Annotated in this window: 10 protein-coding genes and 1 pseudogene; 10 read left to right on the forward strand and 1 reads right to left on the reverse strand. The window is 42.2% G+C overall.

All coding sequences use genetic code 11. The features are described from left to right. Positions 1 to 159: 159 nt before the first annotated feature. The 4 genes from KTR07_RS01165 to KTR07_RS01180 all read left to right on the forward strand — a co-directional run bounded on the left by KTR07_RS01165 (position 160) and on the right by KTR07_RS01180 (position 8,842). A complete protein-coding gene (locus KTR07_RS01165) occupies positions 160 to 3,153 on the forward strand; it encodes a hypothetical protein (RefSeq protein WP_224200290.1) in 2,994 nt (997 codons plus the stop codon). Between the two features lie 237 nt (positions 3,154 to 3,390). Further along, complete coding sequence (locus KTR07_RS01170) at positions 3,391 to 4,500, forward strand: efflux RND transporter periplasmic adaptor subunit (RefSeq protein ID WP_181981931.1); 1,110 nt, start codon at positions 3,391 to 3,393, stop codon at positions 4,498 to 4,500. Positions 4,501 to 4,506: 6 nt separating this feature from the next. Continuing rightward, the gene (locus KTR07_RS01175; protein WP_008766788.1) at positions 4,507 to 7,614 is read left to right on the forward strand and encodes an efflux RND transporter permease subunit; all 3,108 of its coding nucleotides are present in this window, start codon (positions 4,507 to 4,509) and stop codon (positions 7,612 to 7,614) included. Beyond that, a complete protein-coding gene (locus KTR07_RS01180; protein ID WP_008766787.1) occupies positions 7,592 to 8,842 on the forward strand; it encodes a TolC family protein in 1,251 nt (416 codons plus the stop codon). The genes KTR07_RS01175 and KTR07_RS01180 overlap by 23 nt, the downstream gene beginning before the upstream one ends. Positions 8,843 to 8,927: 85 nt before the next feature. Here KTR07_RS01180 and KTR07_RS28305 read toward each other — a convergent pair. Beyond that, positions 8,928 to 9,033 (reverse strand): annotated as a pseudogene (locus KTR07_RS28305) (MmcQ/YjbR family DNA-binding protein); the annotation flags it as partial. A 145-nt stretch (positions 9,034 to 9,178) separates the two neighbouring features. Between KTR07_RS28305 and KTR07_RS01185 the strand changes: the two are divergent. The 6 genes from KTR07_RS01185 (at position 9,179) to menD (ending at position 16,640) form a co-directional block, all read left to right on the forward strand. Further along, a complete protein-coding gene (locus tag KTR07_RS01185) occupies positions 9,179 to 9,946 on the forward strand; it encodes an N-acetyltransferase (RefSeq protein WP_008766786.1) in 768 nt (255 codons plus the stop codon). A gap of 378 nt (positions 9,947 to 10,324) precedes the next feature. Beyond that, positions 10,325 to 12,094 carry an AraC family transcriptional regulator gene (locus tag KTR07_RS01190; RefSeq protein WP_008766785.1) on the forward strand — a complete coding sequence of 590 codons (1,770 nt, stop codon included), beginning with the start codon at positions 10,325 to 10,327 and terminating at the stop codon, positions 12,092 to 12,094. A gap of 70 nt (positions 12,095 to 12,164) precedes the next feature. Then, entirely contained in the window at positions 12,165 to 12,527 is a 363-nt protein-coding gene (locus tag KTR07_RS01195) for a DUF488 domain-containing protein (protein WP_011109389.1), read from the forward strand. Between the two features lie 84 nt (positions 12,528 to 12,611). Then, entirely contained in the window at positions 12,612 to 13,844 is a 1,233-nt protein-coding gene (locus KTR07_RS01200; RefSeq protein ID WP_008760410.1) for a Cof-type HAD-IIB family hydrolase, read from the forward strand. Then, positions 13,841 to 14,953: an isochorismate synthase gene (locus KTR07_RS01205; protein WP_008760411.1), complete on the forward strand. Its 1,113-nt coding sequence runs from the start codon at positions 13,841 to 13,843 to the stop codon at positions 14,951 to 14,953. Before KTR07_RS01200 ends, KTR07_RS01205 begins: the two co-directional genes overlap by 4 nt. A 19-nt stretch (positions 14,954 to 14,972) precedes the next feature. Then, entirely contained in the window at positions 14,973 to 16,640 is a 1,668-nt protein-coding gene (menD, locus tag KTR07_RS01210; protein WP_008766783.1) for a 2-succinyl-5-enolpyruvyl-6-hydroxy-3-cyclohexene-1-carboxylic-acid synthase, read from the forward strand. Positions 16,641 to 16,643 lie beyond the last annotated feature (3 nt).

A 16,643-nucleotide genomic window follows, 5' to 3' on the forward strand; every position in this document is an offset into this window, starting at 1 on the left:
CGTTTCTCTCTCTGTATATTCTATATGAGTATTAATTCCCCTTTCTCCTTTTCTTTGATATGCCGATATTTGTAGTATGAGATTATAGTGCTAGGAAATATCAAATCAAGGGAATATATGTTTGTTGTTAGATTGAGAAACTATTTACATTTGTCGTTTTTGGTTATATTTTTATTGTTTTCCTCCTGTATTGATGAGTTTTATAAAGATACACCTAAAGAGGGATATATAACAATTACCGGTATCAATACACGTGCCTATACAGGAGCCTATCCGGGTGACGGGCTCGATGATAAGGTTGAAACTCTGCGTATTCTGGCTTTCAATAAGACAAGTCGCATCTGCGAAAGTAATACTTTTTATTATGGAGATGTGCTGGGCGGAAATACGCTACGGCATCCGATTAATAAGGGTGAATATGATTTTGTCTTTTTGGCCAATGAACCTCATAATACAATTGTGAAGGCGGTTCTTGACAATATAACTGATTATGATGCACTAAAGTCAATATCCTATCCGGCGGAGTTCTTCGATTCGGAACGGGTTATACCTATGATTGCGGAAAATAATAGTATAAAAGTGCTGGCTGATGGAAACTTGGAGGTAAATGGTGTTGCATCTACCAAGTTGACAGTAGGACTCAGACGCTTGGCGGCACGTGTGGATGTGGTTTTGAAATCGAAAGTCGATTTTGGTGATGCCAGTTCGAGTGAATTTGAAGGAATTACTTTTTCTAATATACCGGATAGAGTGCCTTTGGTATATGGCTTGCCTAGTGATTGTTTACCCAGTTCCTGGGCGTATGCCGATCCGGTTCTTCCTTATGGTGGAACGGCCATAACCAGAAATGTGGAACGTAAACTCACATTAGCTGATAATGCCGACTGTTTTAAAATAGATCCCACTTTATTGACCACTGAGGATAAAAATAACGATTTAGTCTGGGCTGTTAAAGTTAAAAAAGTAATTCTGCCATCTAGCTTCTTTTCATCGAAGTCCGACGAGACGAATGCGATAAATTTTACTGTTAACCTGATTGACAAGTATAGTCCTTCCTGCAAATTGAAGATTCTGTTCGACCCGGATTATACATTACCGGCAAATGCGAAACTTGATTTGACAGGTATCATAAGAGAACCTTTAGAAGTAAATATACAGCCTTCTCCGTGGATTGACGATGGAGATGATTGGGAAATATCAGGCGTCCGTGTTCTGAATGTATCGCATATACAGGCTAAGATGACGGATATGAACGGAGTCCGAATTTCTTTCTGGTCCAATATGCCGGTAGTGAAGGTGTTGGGCACAGTAAAGAAAGAAGGTGAAGCGAATGAAAGAGCGACTAATACAGTCTTTAACTGTTTGGCAGTAGATGATAATAATCCTGATCCTTATCGTTTCTTTTATGATTCGGCTTCGGGCAGCGGATATATGGATTTACTGGTTGACGGAACAAATACCACCGGTTTTGGTACGCATGACAGGACCGAGAATATGAGTGGTACATATACATTGACATTATCTGCAGCAGAGGATACTAATGGTAAGAATGCATTGCAGAGGAAGATAAAGGTTACCGTCACACAAGAAGGTTTGCGATTTGTTCACAATCCTACGGCAAATCAACATGGTTTGTTCAATGCAGCATTTTTTAAACATAACCAGAAAGGAGAACGTATTATAACAGGACAGCATCGATTGGATCAAACATGGTCTGTTAGTGTACCTGTTGCCTATCAAAACTGGCTTGTTGTGAGCGCGACTCCCAGCTTTGATCCGAATATTGGAACAGAATCACCAGGTGATGCGGAACATTATCCGGTAACTCTCAATCCGTATAGGGGAGAAGATGGTACTAGTATCTCAGGTCTCACCGGTCGTATATATTTCCGTATTGGCGTTAAGGAAAATGCCGATTTTGTACCAACTAAAGAATCCGATCCTAAATTTGGATATATCAATTTGTCATATTATCCGGGATGGCGGACAACAATGAAAATTTATATTCGTCAGGGCGAAGCCGGTGCTTATATATATGCGCCGGGGGATGCTATTCCGAGAACTGTATGGGGAGCGTGGAATGGAGGTACGGATATTACTACACATGTGAGAGAAGATATGCGTCTTTTATCGACGAATGCCCGTAGGGGAGCAGCTAAGTTCTCTGCTTTAAACCTGACAAGCGAGAGGTTAGCAGGGAATACGAATCCGGATTATGAGAATGTGAACGTAAAAGGTGCTCGTTTTGTAGACTTCCCTTCGCAGGCGGGTGCATTCTTTCAGTGGGCGGTCGATTTGAAAGGCACTACTTCCGGTATGACTGATTATTACCGCAGAGCTTTTAATCCCTCGAAGTCATATCTTGTTTCAGGATTCCCTTGGGGATATGGGGAATTTCCGATCATGTGGGATGGAGATGTCAGTGCTAATATTCCTGCATATAAAGAACAGTTTGAAGTTTGCCCTCCGGGATATCGTCGTCCGACGGATGGCTATACGGATAAAATATCTTATAATGGATATTATGATTATTTGCCGGATGAGGGTACTACGGGTACTGCCACGAATTATAAAGATCAAATAGAGTATTCAGAATTAAGGGTTTCTTTATTTAATGTACCTTTTGCAGGAAATGCGGCTTCAAGTGCAGACTACGCTACAGCTTTTACTACTCCTTTTGGTGGAACTGGTAATACAGGTCCTGGGACATATCCTTACGGAGCAAACAAAGATATGCTTGCCCGGAAACAACTAAAAGGAACAACTTATACATTTTATTCGGACGGATTTTTCGACAGACGTCCGATAAAAGAGGCTTCGAATGGAAACTATGGCGTATCATTAGGAAATAGTAATGTTGCTTATCAGGGAGTATTGTATTTTAATCCCGATTCCGGAACGAATGCATCTGTCTTTTTTCCGTCAGCCGGTCGTCTGAATAACACAAGTGGTGCTTTGGAAAGTAGGGGTAGTACCGGATACTATTGGTCGGCAAGTGTAGGTCCTCCTTATATGAGATCAGAATTGCAGAATCCACCTTATGACAGGAGAATACGTTATGGAGCCTGGTCGCTTGAGTCTGCATATAATTCTCATAATTTCAGATTGTCATATCAAGGTTTTGCTCAAAGTATACGTTGTGTGAAAGAATAAGAACTTTTCGGCTTACGATAAAAATACCGGAATATCATCCGTTGAGGGGTTGGCTTTTTAGTCAACCCCTTATTTGTGCGTACTCTCTAACAACAAAGCTGCTGTTTTAAGAAGAAATCTTTATTTACTCTAATAAGATTCTAATAGGATTCTAACTATTCTCTAACAGGCTCTCCGAAGGGAGCCGTCTATCTTTGTGCCCGGAAATCCGGTTACTAACTTAACTTATGTTTAATTATGATGATGAAGAGAGAGTTACACACATTTATTATTGGCAGTGTGTTGTTTTTTACCGCATGCGGGGATAAACAGGAATCAGAGCAAAAAAGTGGCTATCGTATACAAGGTGACACGGTCTATATTGCAGATCCTCTTTTACTTGAAAAGATCAAAGTATCAGTGTCTGAACTGAAACCCTATTCCAAGAAGGTGATAACGTCCGGTGTGGTGCGTCCCATTCCTCCCCGTTATGCTTATGTTGCTCCTCCATTTGCAGGGAGAGTCACAAAATCTTATGTGCGTATCGGACAGTCGGTACGTCAGGGAACACCTTTATTTGAAATCAGTTCCCCCGACTTTACTTCTGCACAAAAGGAATACTTTCAGGCACTTTCGTCCAGGGAACTTGCTAAAAAAGATTTGAAACGCAAAGAAGATCTGATAAGGAATGGTGTCAGTTCGCAAAGAGAACTGGAAGAAGCCCAGAATGCTTTATTGATAGCAGATAAGGAGTTTGAAAACGCCTCTGCCGCATTGCGGGTATATCAGGTGGACAATCCGGTGGAAATGATATTGGGGCAACCGATGATTGTTCGTTCTCCTATTCCCGGGGAAGTGATAAAGGATAACATCGTAACAGGGCAATATCTGAAAGACGATACCGAACCGATAGCTATTGTTGCCGACCTGTCTAAGGTATGGATTGCGGCTCAGGTAAAGGAGAAAGATATCCGGTTTATAAATGAAGGCAGTAGTCTGGATATTGAAATTTCGGCATTGCCCGGTACGGTTATTAAAGGCAATGTGTATCATGTAGAGGAGGAGGTAGACGAGGAAACCCGGTCCATTCAGGTACTTTCGGTCTGTGATAATTTGAACGGACATCTGAAGCTGGGGATGTACACTACTGTCCACTTTCTGAGTGTTCCGGTCGGACAAATTCAAATCCCGGAGAAAGCGTTACTGCAGGGCGAAAAGGATAGCTATGTATTTGTGCAGATTGCTCCGTTGGTTTTCGTACGGACGTCGGTGACAGTGGAGACAACAGAAAACGGAATAGCGGTGATCAGCGAAGGATTGCGTCCCGGAGATAAGATAATCAGTGAAGGAGGATATTATTTAAAGTAAGAAATTATGAAGAAGGAATTAATGCTTTCAATTATACAAAAAAGATGGGTAATGCTTTGCCTGTTTGTGATGATGTGTATCTTTGGATATTACTCATGGAAACAGCTTTCGATAGAAGCATATCCGGATATTGCAGATGTCACTTCCCAGGTGGTCACTCAAGTTCCCGGACTGGCTGCGGAGGAAGTGGAACAGCAGATAACCATTCCTTTGGAACGCGCTATTAATGGGCTGCCCGGTATGCACGTCATGCGGAGTAAGAGTACATTCGGGCTGTCAATGATTACCATTGTCTTTAAGGACGGGACAGAGGACTACTGGAGCCGCCAGCGCGTACAGGAAAGATTGAATGAAGTAGAACTGCCTTATGGAGCTGTTCCGGGACTTGATCCGCTGACATCTCCCGTAGGAGAAGTGTACCGTTATATCATAGAAAGTGACCAGCACTCATTACGCGAATTAACCGACCTTCAGAACTGGGTAATTATTCCCCGTATCAAGGAAGTGTCGGGAGTGGCTGATGTAACCAATTTCGGTGGGATCACTACTCAGTTCCAGGTTGAAGTAGATCCGTCCAAACTGGAACAATATAATTTATCTCTCAGCCAGGTTGTTGAAGCCATTGAGAATAACAATGCCAATGTGGGGGGAAGCGTGTTGAATCGTGGTGACTTGGGTTATGTGGTACGGGGAATTGGATTAATCGGAAATTTGGACGATTTGGGACATATTGTAGTGAGTACTACTTCCGGAGTTCCTGTCTTTCTGAATGATATAGGTTCTTTGAAGTATGGAAATCTTGAAAGAAAGGGAGTGCTGGGATATACGGACCGTACCCGCAACTACTCTGAGAGTCTGGAAGGAATTGTACTCCTTCTGAAACATGAGAATCCGTCTAAAGTACTGGAAGATATTCATGTGGCAGTTGATGAGTTAAATAATGAGACATTGCCGGAAGGAGTGAGGATACATACTTTTCTGGATCGTACCAACTTGGTGGATACTACTTTGAGTACCGTATCCCATACCTTGCTGATGGGTATGGCTTTGGTGGTTCTTGTGCTTATTCTGTTTCTAGGCAACTGGCGTGGTGCATTATTGGTATCTATAACGATTCCTGTGTCATTGCTTATCGCTTTTATTCTTATGCATCTGACGGATATTCCGGCTAACCTTCTGTCGCTTGGTGCTATTGATTTCGGTATTATTGTGGACGGCGCTATCGTTATGCTGGAAACGATCCTTAAGAAACGTGAGGATAATCCCAAACAATATCTCGAAGAAAAAAGCATGGCGCAACGCGCCAAAGAAGTGGGTCGGCCTATTCTTTTCTCAACCATTGTCATTATTACGGCATACCTTCCGCTGTTTGCCTTTGAACGTGTTGAACGCAAACTTTTTACTCCAATGGCATTTACGATGAGCTATGCAATGATTGGAGCACTGTTGGTTGCGCTCTTATTGATTCCGGGACTTGCCTATGCAATCTATCGTAAACCACATAAAATATATAAGAATAAATGGCTGGACAGACTAAAGGATAAATACATTCGTACCATTACAGGATTTCTGGAAGCTCCCTTAAAAGCCATCATTCCATCAGGACTGATTCTGACAGCGGGGATCGTGTTGAGTGTTGTCGTAGGAAAAGACTTCCTTCCGGAGCTGGATGAAGGTTCGATATGGTTACAGGTTAATCTGCCACCCGGAATTTCCGTAGAAAAGTCACGGGAGTTATCTGATACTTTGCGTGCCCGTACGATGAAGTATTCCGAAGTAACTTATATTATGGTACAGGCGGGAAGGAATGACGACGGAACTGATCCGTTCACCCCTTCACATTTTGAAGTGTCCATCGGTATTAAGCCTTATGATGAATGGCCGAAAGGAAAAACTAAAAAGGATTTGATTCATGAACTGGAAGAAGAATATAAGTTACTTCCCGGTTTTAAAGTAGGATTTAGCCAACCTATGATAGACGGGGTGATGGATAAGATAGCCGGGGCCCATAGTGAACTGGTGGTGAAAGTATATGGCGAAGATTTTCGTGAAACACGTCGTATTGCCGAAGAAATAACCAGGGCATTAGGAACTGTGCGAGGGGCTGTTGATCTGGATATTGATCAGGAACCACCCTTGCCACAGTTACAGATCAGTATGAATCGTGATGCCATAGCTCGTTACGGATTAAATGTATCCGATGTAGCGGATCTGATTGAAGTGGCTGTCGGAGGTAAAGCTATCGCACAACTTTATCAGGGTGACCGCCAGTATGGCATCACCTGTAAGTATAAAGAGGAAGCGCGGAATACTCCGGAGAAAATAGCCGGACTTATGTTGACTTCTTCCACCGGTGCAAAGATACCTCTTTCTCAGGTTGCCGATGTCAGATTGAGTGTCGGCGAAAGTACGATTACCAGGGAAATGAACAGACGCCATTTGACGGTAAAGCTGAATTTGCGCGGTCGTGACCTGACATCTTTTCTGAATGAAGCCCAGAATACGATCAATGAGAAAGTACATTATGACAAGAATAAATATACCATCAAATGGGGAGGGGCCTTCGAAAATCAAAAACGGGCTTATACACGTCTTGCTGTCATTATACCGCTGACACTGACAGGGATGTTTATACTGCTTTATGTCACGTTCGGGAAGTTCCGGCAGGCAGGACTGGTATTGGCTATTGTTCCTCTGGCACTTTTCGGAGGTATGCTTGCTCTTAATGTGCGTGGTATGACGCTGAATGTATCTTCTGCCGTAGGATTTATAGCGATGTTCGGGCTTTCCATACAAAATGGAATTATCATGGTATCGCAGGTCAATGGGCTGCGCAGGGGAGGAATGGAACTCCGGAAATCGGTCATAGAAGGGGCACGCCAGCGTTTCCGACCTATTCTGATGACTTCGGTCACTACGATACTCGGACTTTTCCCGGCTTCGTTGGCAACCGGAATTGGTAGTGACGTACAGCGTCCGCTGGCAACAGTGATTGTGTATGGATTGATGTTTTCAACCCTTATCTCTATGTTTCTGCTTCCGGCTTTCTATTATCTGGTTGAGAACAATGTTTTAAATAAAAAGAAGAACGATGAAAAAGAATATACGATATAATATAGTGCTCTTGCTTTTAATGGTGGAAGCCGTACTCATTCCGACTTTTGCGCAAATGCCTGAAATAAAGCAGGGGCAGTCTATTTCTTTCGAAGAATATCTGAATCGGGTAGGGAAAAAGAACCTGAGTTATTTAGCCGAAAAACTCAATGTGAGTATTGCTGATGCGGAAGTAATTGCCCGGAAAATCTTTCCGGATCCGGAGTTGGAATTTGAAGCAGGTAATGAGACTTTCTCGTTGGGAGTTTCCTATTCATTAGAAATGGGAAATAAAAGGGGAGCACGTATTAAGTTGGCGCGGACTCAGGCAGAATTGGAGAAACTGTTCCTGCAACAGGGCTTTCAGGATTTGAGGGCGGAGGCTGCCGACCTTTTTCTAGAAGCAATTCTTCAGCGCGAATTACTTGAAGTACAGAAAAGTTCTTATGAGTATATGTATCAGCTGAGTCAGTCAGATAGTTTACGTTATGTTTCGGGAGAGATTACGGAGAATGATGTCCGGCAGTCAAAACTGGAAACTGTCACCTTGCTTAATACTGTTTACAGTCAGGAGGCGGCTTATCATTCCGCTTTGGTTTTGTTGAATAAACACATGGGGATGAGTGCTGATACGCTTCATATCCCTTTGGGAAATTGGGAAGAGCTAAGCAGGGACTTTGCTCTGTCTGATTTGGTCAAAGCGGGACTGGATAATCGCATCGACCTGCTTGTTGCTCAAAAAAGTACTGAAGTTACTACCCGGGAATATAAACTGACGAGAGCGGAACGCAGACCCGATATCGGAGTATCTGTTTCTTATGAAAGAAACTGGAACGGCTTTCTTCCTCCGTCCCGTTCTGCTACTGCCGGTGTATCTGTTCCTCTGACATTCTCGAATATAAATAAAGGAGCTGTAAAAGCTGCAAAGTTTCGGATTGCCCAATCGGAGATAATGGAAAGAGATATGGAATTGCAGATACAGACAGAGATAACCCAGGCCTGGTTCAACTATGAGGCTGAAAAGAAAAAGATAGCTCAATATAAAGCCGGTGTACTTGAAGACTCGCAGAAGGTGCTCGACGGAATGGTATATAAATACAAACGGGGAGAAACGAGTATTCTTGATGTACTGGTTGCCCAGCGTACTTATAATGAAGTGCAACAGGAGTATCTGGAAACAATGAAAGGATATGCCGCTTCACTAGTAGCATTGGAAAGAGCTTGTGGTATATGGGATATATGCTTTTGACAGTTAAATATCCGGCTTTACTATTGTGAATTGCAGCAAAGCCGGATATTTGTATGGTTACCAGTCAGCGGTTTCACGCTTTATGTTAAATCATTGTGCGATATTCCTCCTGTTTTTTCTTAGGGAGTTTTTTTGATCACTTCTTCCACAGAGTGGTCAATAAGTTCTTTGATAAGTTTGTCACTCAGGTTTATTTACTTATCTGTTTTCCGAACTTTAATCCGTACTACTGTGTCATTTTGACGAGACTGGACAATGTTTTATTACTTTCGATTGTGTATCTTTGCTGTAGTTGAAATGGACAACCGGAATTTATATACTAATAAACAGAATATTATGGAAGCGAAGTATATCACTCTGACTAAAGAGAATATCGAAAAAGAACATATTTGCTGTGCTTTCTCCGATAAGAAATGTAAGGATAGCTATGAGTTGAAAAAGACATGGCTGAAAAATGAGTTTGAGAATGGCTATGTTTTCAGACGGCTTGACGAACGTGCAAAAGTATTTATAGAATATGGACCTGCCGAAAAAGCTTGGGTTCCGGTTAATGCACCTAACTATTTAATGATAAACTGTTTTTGGGTTTCAGGAAAATATAAAGGATGCGGGCATGGCAAAGCACTATTGCAGTCTGCTGTCGAGGATGCCAAAGCACAGGGTAGGGATGGCTTGGTGACTGTGGTCGGTACCTCTAAATTTCATTTTATGGGTGATGCGAAATGGTTATTACGTCAGGGGTTTGAGACGATAGAAAAACTACCCTATGGTTTCAGTCTTTTGGCTTTGAAGATAAATCCGGCAGCTCCTGATCCGTCATTCAATGGAACAGTATCAAGTGGAGAATGTGAGGAAAAAGAAGGTGTAGTCGTTTATTATACACATCGTTGTCCGTTTGCAGAGTTTCATGTCCGTAATTCTTTAGTGAGTGTGACTGAGAACAAAGGTATTCCATTGAAGATAGTCAGATTGGAAACGATGGCACAAGCACAAAATGCACCTACACCTGCTACTATCTTTTCTCTTTTCTATAAAGGAAAGTTTGTAACGACGGATTTGAGTGCATGTATGGAGCAACGGTTTGATAAAGCGTTGGGATTATAATCTTTCTTATTACAGTATGTGTTTCTCTTTTTTGATTTTCTGTTTTTGTGCTGTTTTGCTCTGATGAGTGTGGCGGGTTAATAATTGTCTGGTGTTTATTTAGACTGGTCGGTTCGATTTTTCATGTGCTGCTCTGATCTTATGCAGATTCATTAATAGAATCGGCAGTTTATTTATATGTTGAGATGTTTTGTTTTATGTATGTGACATATGCTTGATTTTTAGTATTTTATTGTATGTGGTTGGTGGGGAAAACTTGATAGCTCCTGACTTTTATAATCACTAACTTTTCTTATTTTAGTTCATTCAAATATGTTCAATTCTTGCATTTTATGAAACTATGTTTTACTTTTGGGGAGTAAAATCATTGGGATTATAATGAAAAGTATTCGCTCGGTTATTTGTTTTTGTTTGTTTTTGTTTGTGTTTAACCAGCTCCTTTTCGCCGACAAAACTATAGAGAATGATTCGCTATATACCAGTGAGTATATAAGTCGAATTTATATGGCAGAACCTGAACGGGCTTTAAGTTTGTTGGATGGAGCTGAAAGTAAGAAGACTATCCCTCTGCGTATTATACATGAATTACGCAGCAGGGTTTATCGTAATATGTATATGACTAAACTGGCTTTTTTGTATGCCAAAAAGTCTTATTTGCTGGATTCCGTTTCTCAGAAAGATACTAAGCACTTGTTGACCATGACTGTCGACCTGGCAGAATTAGCAGTGCTTATGAGTGACCATAAAGAGAGTATGAGGTATGCTCTTGATGGTATCAAGCTAGCACAAAAAGAAAAGGATAAAGGGGCTGAAAGTAAGCTGTTGTTTTGCATTGGTGAAAATAAATGGCAATTGTCTTTCAAAGAGGAGGCATATGACTATTTTGACAAAGCTATCAAATTGCTTCAAGGTACAAGTTCCAAATTGGAAATGGCTATGCTTTCATACTTTTATGGGATGAAAATGGATTATCTGCTCAATGATTCCCGTAGTAAAGAAGCATTGGAGGTTGGGTTGAAGCGCGAAAAGCTACTTAAAGATATAGCTAAATTACCGGAAAAAACAAAAGGCTTTCTTGATCTGCAATATACTTACTTGTATGCAAAAATGTCGTATATCTGCTATCTGGAAGGAAAGTATGATCAGGCGGAAAAATATTATCAACAATATTTGTCAACAGAGAATTCACAGACACCGGATGGAAAAACCTATGCGATACCTTATCTGCTAGTGTCTAAACAATATCAGAAAGTCGTTGATCAATGTCAGGATTTTAAGAAATTGATGCAAGAGCAGGATACTGTCAACTTGCAGTATATTAGTATCCTTCAGAAAGAGGTGAAAGCTTATAAAGGCTTGAAGGATTTTGAAAAAGTAGCAGCATTACGTGAGTCTATTATTTCTATTATTGATGGTATTAACAGCAAGGATAAACAGAATGCGGCTTTGGAATTAAATGCTATTCATAAAGCTGACGAGCAGGAAGAATATATTGCCGAACAGACTTTACAGTTAAGAATCAGAAACATATCACTTGCTTTTTTGGGATGTGTCACTTGTCTCATTTTATTTGTGCTATGGCGGATTTGGCGTCATACGATTATTGTTAAATATAAAAACAAAATGCTGGCAAAGTTTATCAATGAGAAACTGGCTGGAAAAGTAGAGAACAAACAATTATTCATAGATGGAGATGCGGAAGATCCGATAGCTGTTCCATTGGACTTGGAACCGGAAACTGGCTTTTCCGAAAAAGACGATTTATCTCCGGATGAAGTAGTGGAGAGTAGGGAGGAAGAGGATGAGAATAAGAAAATTTTCAAAGAACTGAATCGTATTGTTGTTCAGGATCAGTTATATCTGTCTCCGGAATTGTCGAGAGAGGATCTGGCTCAGATTGTACATTTGAATAATGCGCGTTTCGCCCGGATGATCAAGGAAAACACCGGAACTAATTTCAACGGGTATATTAATGAACTTCGTATTAACTATGCGATTCAGTTATTGAAGCAACATCCCAATTATACCATTCGTGCGATAGCTGATGAAGCCGGATTTAATAGTACGCCTATTCTGTACAGTATGTTCAAGAAAAAGACTGGTATGACTCCTTACGAATTTAAAAAAACGCAGGAATCCTTAGGTTGATTTTGGCTTTTTCGATAAACAATTTTCCGTTTTATCGGTTTATTCTTATGATAACTAAATATAAACGGAAATGGTGCAAGTTAGGATAAAGCGAGTGTACGAAGACTTTTCAGAGACCGACGGATATCGGGTGCTGGTAGATAAACTCTGGCCACGTGGAATCAAAAAAGAATGGTTGAAATATGATTACTGGGCAAAAGATATAACGCCTTCCGCAGCACTGCGCAGATGGTTTCATGAAGATATTCCGGGTCACTGGAATGATTTTGTCGTAATGTATCAGAAGGAACTGGAAGCTTCTCAAGCTGTTGCCGATTTTCTGACTCTTATCAAACCTCATCCGGTGATCACTTTGCTTTATGCATCCAAAGAACCGGTTTATAATCATGCCCGAATCCTTCGTGATTATTTGGAAATGCATCTGAAAGAGTGAAATTAAAGTAATTTTTATCTCTTTCCGCTTTCAGTCGTTCACTCAATTTCCTACCTTTGTAATCTAAATCAAAATCGTGTGTCCATGAAGTATAAATTATTAGTTCTTGATGTAGACGGAACGCTTCTCAATGATGCAAAAGAAATTAGTAAACGTACATTGGCTGCTTTGCTGAAAGTTCAGCAGATGGGAGTACGTATCGTGTTGGCATCCGGCCGACCGACTTACGGTCTGATGCCTTTAGCCAAATCCCTAGAACTCGGAAATTATGGAGGTTATATCCTTTCTTATAATGGTTGCCAGATAATTAATGCTCAAAACGGAGAAATACTGTTTGAGCGGAGGATTAATCCGGAAATGTTGCCTTATCTGGAAAAGAAGGCAAGAAAAAATAATTTCGCACTGTTCACTTACCATGATGATACGATCATTACTGACACTCCGGAGAATGAACATATCCAGAATGAAGCTCGCTTGAATAATTTGAAAGTGATCAAGGAAGAGGAATTTTCTGTAGCAATTGACTTTGCTCCGTGTAAGTGTATGCTTGTCAGCGATGACGAGGAAGCGTTGGTTAGTCTGGAAGGACACTGGAAGAGACGGTTGAACGGAGCTTTGGATGTTTTCCGTTCCGAACCTTATTTTCTGGAAGTAGTGCCGTGTGCGATTGATAAAGCCAACACATTGGGAGCTTTATTGGAAGAACTGGATGTGAAGCGTGAAGAAGTCATCGCTATAGGAGACGGTGTGTGCGATGTAACGATGATTCAGCTGGCAGGACTGGGAGTGGCGATGGGGCATTCGCAGGATTCGGTAAAGGTCTGTGCGGATTATGTGACAGCTTCCAATGAGGAAGACGGAGTGGCTCTGGCTGTCGAAAAGGCGATAATAGCGGAAGTTCGCGCTGCAGAGATTCCTTTGGACCAGTTGAATGCACAGGCGCGTCACGCATTGATGGGTAATCTGGGTATCCAATATACATATGCCGACGAAGACCGTGTAGAGGCGACGATGCCGGTAGATCACCGTACCCGTCAGCCGTTCGGTATTTTGCACGGTGGAGCTACGCTTGCATTGGGAGAAACAGTTGCCGGACTCGGCTCGATGATTCTCTGTCAGCCGGATGAAATTGTGGTAGGAATGCAGGTCAGCGGAAATCATATATCTTCTGCGCACGAAGGTGATACAGTACGTGCAGTAGCGACGATTGTACACAAAGGACGTTCCTCCCATGTATGGAATGTGGACGTTTTTACTTCAACCAATAAACTGGTGTCCTCTATACGGGTGGTCAACAGTGTGATGAAAAAAAGATGATTGACGAAAAAAGTAACTTGACAACTATTGATGCACTTATTCAGCGGAAACAGCCCTTTGCTGTTTATCGTGTTCCCGGGGAGAAGTATCCTCGTCTGTTGACAGAAGATGTCGGAGCTGTCCGCTTGATTTTCGATTTGAAAGAACTGAATGGACAAAGAGGATTTGTGATTGCTCCGTTCCGTATAGATAAGTCATGTCCGATTGTGTTGATACAGTCCGACAGGACTGGACAACCGTTGCCTATGGAAATCGTGGCAGAGGAAGAGCAGGACTTGCAAAGTTATCCGGAGGAATCTTTTCATACCCTTTGTACTGGGAAGTATGCGACCTGTTTTCATACATTTATTGAAGCCTTGCGTGATGCTACCTTTGATAAACTGGTGCTTTCCCGTAGTCTCACTATTGGAAAGAATCCGGAGTTTTCCCCTTCAGCTGTTTTTCGTGCAGCTTGTCAACGTTATATTCATTCCTATATCTATCTGTGTTATACTCCTCAGACGGGCGTGTGGCTGGGAAGTACCCCCGAAATTATATTGTCGGGCGAAAAAAATGAATGGAACACAGTTGCCCTGGCAGGAACTCAACCTTTGCAGAATGGTAAACTTCCGCAAGTATGGGATGACAAAAACCGTCAGGAGCAGGATTATGTGGCGTCCTATATCCGTCGGCAGCTTCTTTCGCTGGGCATTCGCTCCACAGAGAGCGGACCTTATCCGGCTTATGCCGGTGCCTTGTCACATCTGAAAACTGATTTCCATTTCTCTTTGAAAGATAATAAAAATCTGGGAGACCTTCTGAAAGTCCTGCATCCGACTCCTGCCGTGTGCGGACTGCCTAAAGAAGAAGCCTACCGGTTCATTTTGGAAAATGAAGGGTACGATCGTAAGTATTATTCCGGTTTTATCGGTTGGCTCGATCCGGAGGGACGCACAGATTTGTATGTGAATCTGCGTTGCATGCACATTGAAGACGAGCAATTGACACTGTATGCCGGTGGCGGATTGTTAGCCTCTTCAGAGTTGAATGATGAATGGCAGGAAACGGAAAAGAAATTGCAGACCATGAGGCGTATTCTTGTGTCTGCTCCAATAATGATGAATCACTAACAAGCTAATCACTATCAATATGTATTCGGACAAGAAAAATATACTCCAGTTGGTCGCGCTGCTTGAGGCGCATGGAATTACGAAAGTAGTGTTATGTCCCGGTAGCCGTAATGCACCTATTGTGCATACGCTGTCTACTCATCCGGGTTTTACTTGTTATGCTATGACGGATGAACGGAGTGCCGGTTATTTTGCGATTGGTCTTGCGCTGAATGGCGGGCATCCTGCTGCCGTTTGCTGTACTTCCGGTACAGCGTTGCTCAATCTTCATCCTGCTGTGGCAGAAGCGTATTATCAGAATATACCTTTAGTTGTTATCTCTGCCGATCGGCCTGCTGCCTGGATTGGACAGATGGCGGGACAGACATTGCCGCAGCCCGGTGTTTTTCAGACATTGGTGAAGAAGTCGGTAAACCTTCCGGAGATTCAGACAGAAGAGGATGAATGGTACTGTAACCGCTTGGTGAATGAAGCCTTGCTGGAAACCAACCATCATGGAAAAGGTCCGGTACATATTAATATTCCTATATCCGAACCTTTGTTCCAGTTTACGGTGGAGTCGCTTCCCGAAGTACGTGTCATTACGCGCTATCAGGGGCTGAATGTATACGACCGGGATTACAATGACCTGATCGAACGCTTGAACAGATATCAGAAGCGGATGATTATTGTCGGACAGATGAACTTGATTTACTTGTTTGAGAAACGGCATACCAAATTGTTATATAAACATTTCGTGTGGCTGACCGAGCATATCGGTAATCAGACAGTACCCGGTATTCCAGTGAAGAATTTTGATGCGGCGCTTTATGCGATGCCCGAAGAGAAAACCGGCCAGATGACTCCCGAGTTATTGATTACTTATGGCGGACATGTGGTTTCCAAGCGGTTGAAAAAATATCTTCGGCAGCATCCGCCTAAAGAACATTGGCATGTGTCTGCTGATGGAGAAGTGGTTGACCTTTACGGTTCTCTGACTACCGTCATCGAAATGGACCCGTTTGAGTTTCTGGAGAAAATAGCTCCATTGCTGGATAACCGCGTGCCGGAGTATCCCCGTGTATGGGAGAATTATTGCAAGACCATTCCCGAACCGGAGTTCGGATATTCGGAAATGTCGGCTATCGGTGCTTTGATAAAAGCATTGCCGGAATCATGTGCATTGCATCTGGCAAATAGTTCTGTTATCCGCTATGCTCAGTTATACCAGGTTCCTTCTACGATTGAGGTATGCTGTAATCGGGGTACAAGCGGCATCGAAGGCTCGTTGTCCACGGCAGTGGGATATGCCGCCGGTTCGGATAAACTAAATTTTATAGTTATAGGTGACCTTAGTTTCTTTTATGATATGAATGCTTTGTGGAACATCAATGTCCGTCCCAATCTACGCATTCTTTTGCTGAATAACGGAGGAGGGGAGATTTTCCATACATTACCCGGACTGGATATGTCGGGTACATCGCACAAGTATATTACAGCCGTTCACAAGACATCTGCCAAAGGATGGGCGGAAGAACGCGGATTCCTTTATCAACGGGTAGAGAATGAAGAACAGCTTGCCGAAGCGATGAAAACCTTCACACAACCGGAAGCCATGGAACAACCGGTTCTGATGGAAGTATTCAGCAATAAAAATAAAGATGCACGTATACTGAAAGATTATTATCATCAACTAAAACAAAAATAGATT

Origin of the sequence: Bacteroides sp. MSK.20.82 (genome assembly GCF_019052485.1) — a bacterium.
Taxonomy (GTDB): domain Bacteria; phylum Bacteroidota; class Bacteroidia; order Bacteroidales; family Bacteroidaceae; genus Bacteroides; species Bacteroides thetaiotaomicron.

Bases quoted from the DNA above. Each gene is read 5' to 3' on its own strand.
- KTR07_RS01180 (WP_008766787.1), top strand. From the start codon at position 7,592: ATGAAAAAGAATATACGATATAATATAGTGCTCTTGCTTTTAATGGTG.
- menD (WP_008766783.1), top strand. From the start codon at position 14,973: ATGTATTCGGACAAGAAAAATATACTCCAGTTGGTCGCGCTGCTTGAG.
- KTR07_RS01190 (WP_008766785.1), top strand. From the start codon at position 10,325: ATGAAAAGTATTCGCTCGGTTATTTGTTTTTGTTTGTTTTTGTTTGTG.
- KTR07_RS01185 (WP_008766786.1), top strand. From the start codon at position 9,179: ATGGAAGCGAAGTATATCACTCTGACTAAAGAGAATATCGAAAAAGAA.
- KTR07_RS01175 (WP_008766788.1), top strand. From the start codon at position 4,507: ATGAAGAAGGAATTAATGCTTTCAATTATACAAAAAAGATGGGTAATG.
- KTR07_RS01200 (WP_008760410.1), top strand. From the start codon at position 12,612: ATGAAGTATAAATTATTAGTTCTTGATGTAGACGGAACGCTTCTCAAT.
- KTR07_RS01205 (WP_008760411.1), top strand. From the start codon at position 13,841: ATGATTGACGAAAAAAGTAACTTGACAACTATTGATGCACTTATTCAG.
- KTR07_RS01195 (WP_011109389.1), top strand. From the start codon at position 12,165: ATGGTGCAAGTTAGGATAAAGCGAGTGTACGAAGACTTTTCAGAGACC.
- KTR07_RS01170 (WP_181981931.1), top strand. From the start codon at position 3,391: ATGATGATGAAGAGAGAGTTACACACATTTATTATTGGCAGTGTGTTG.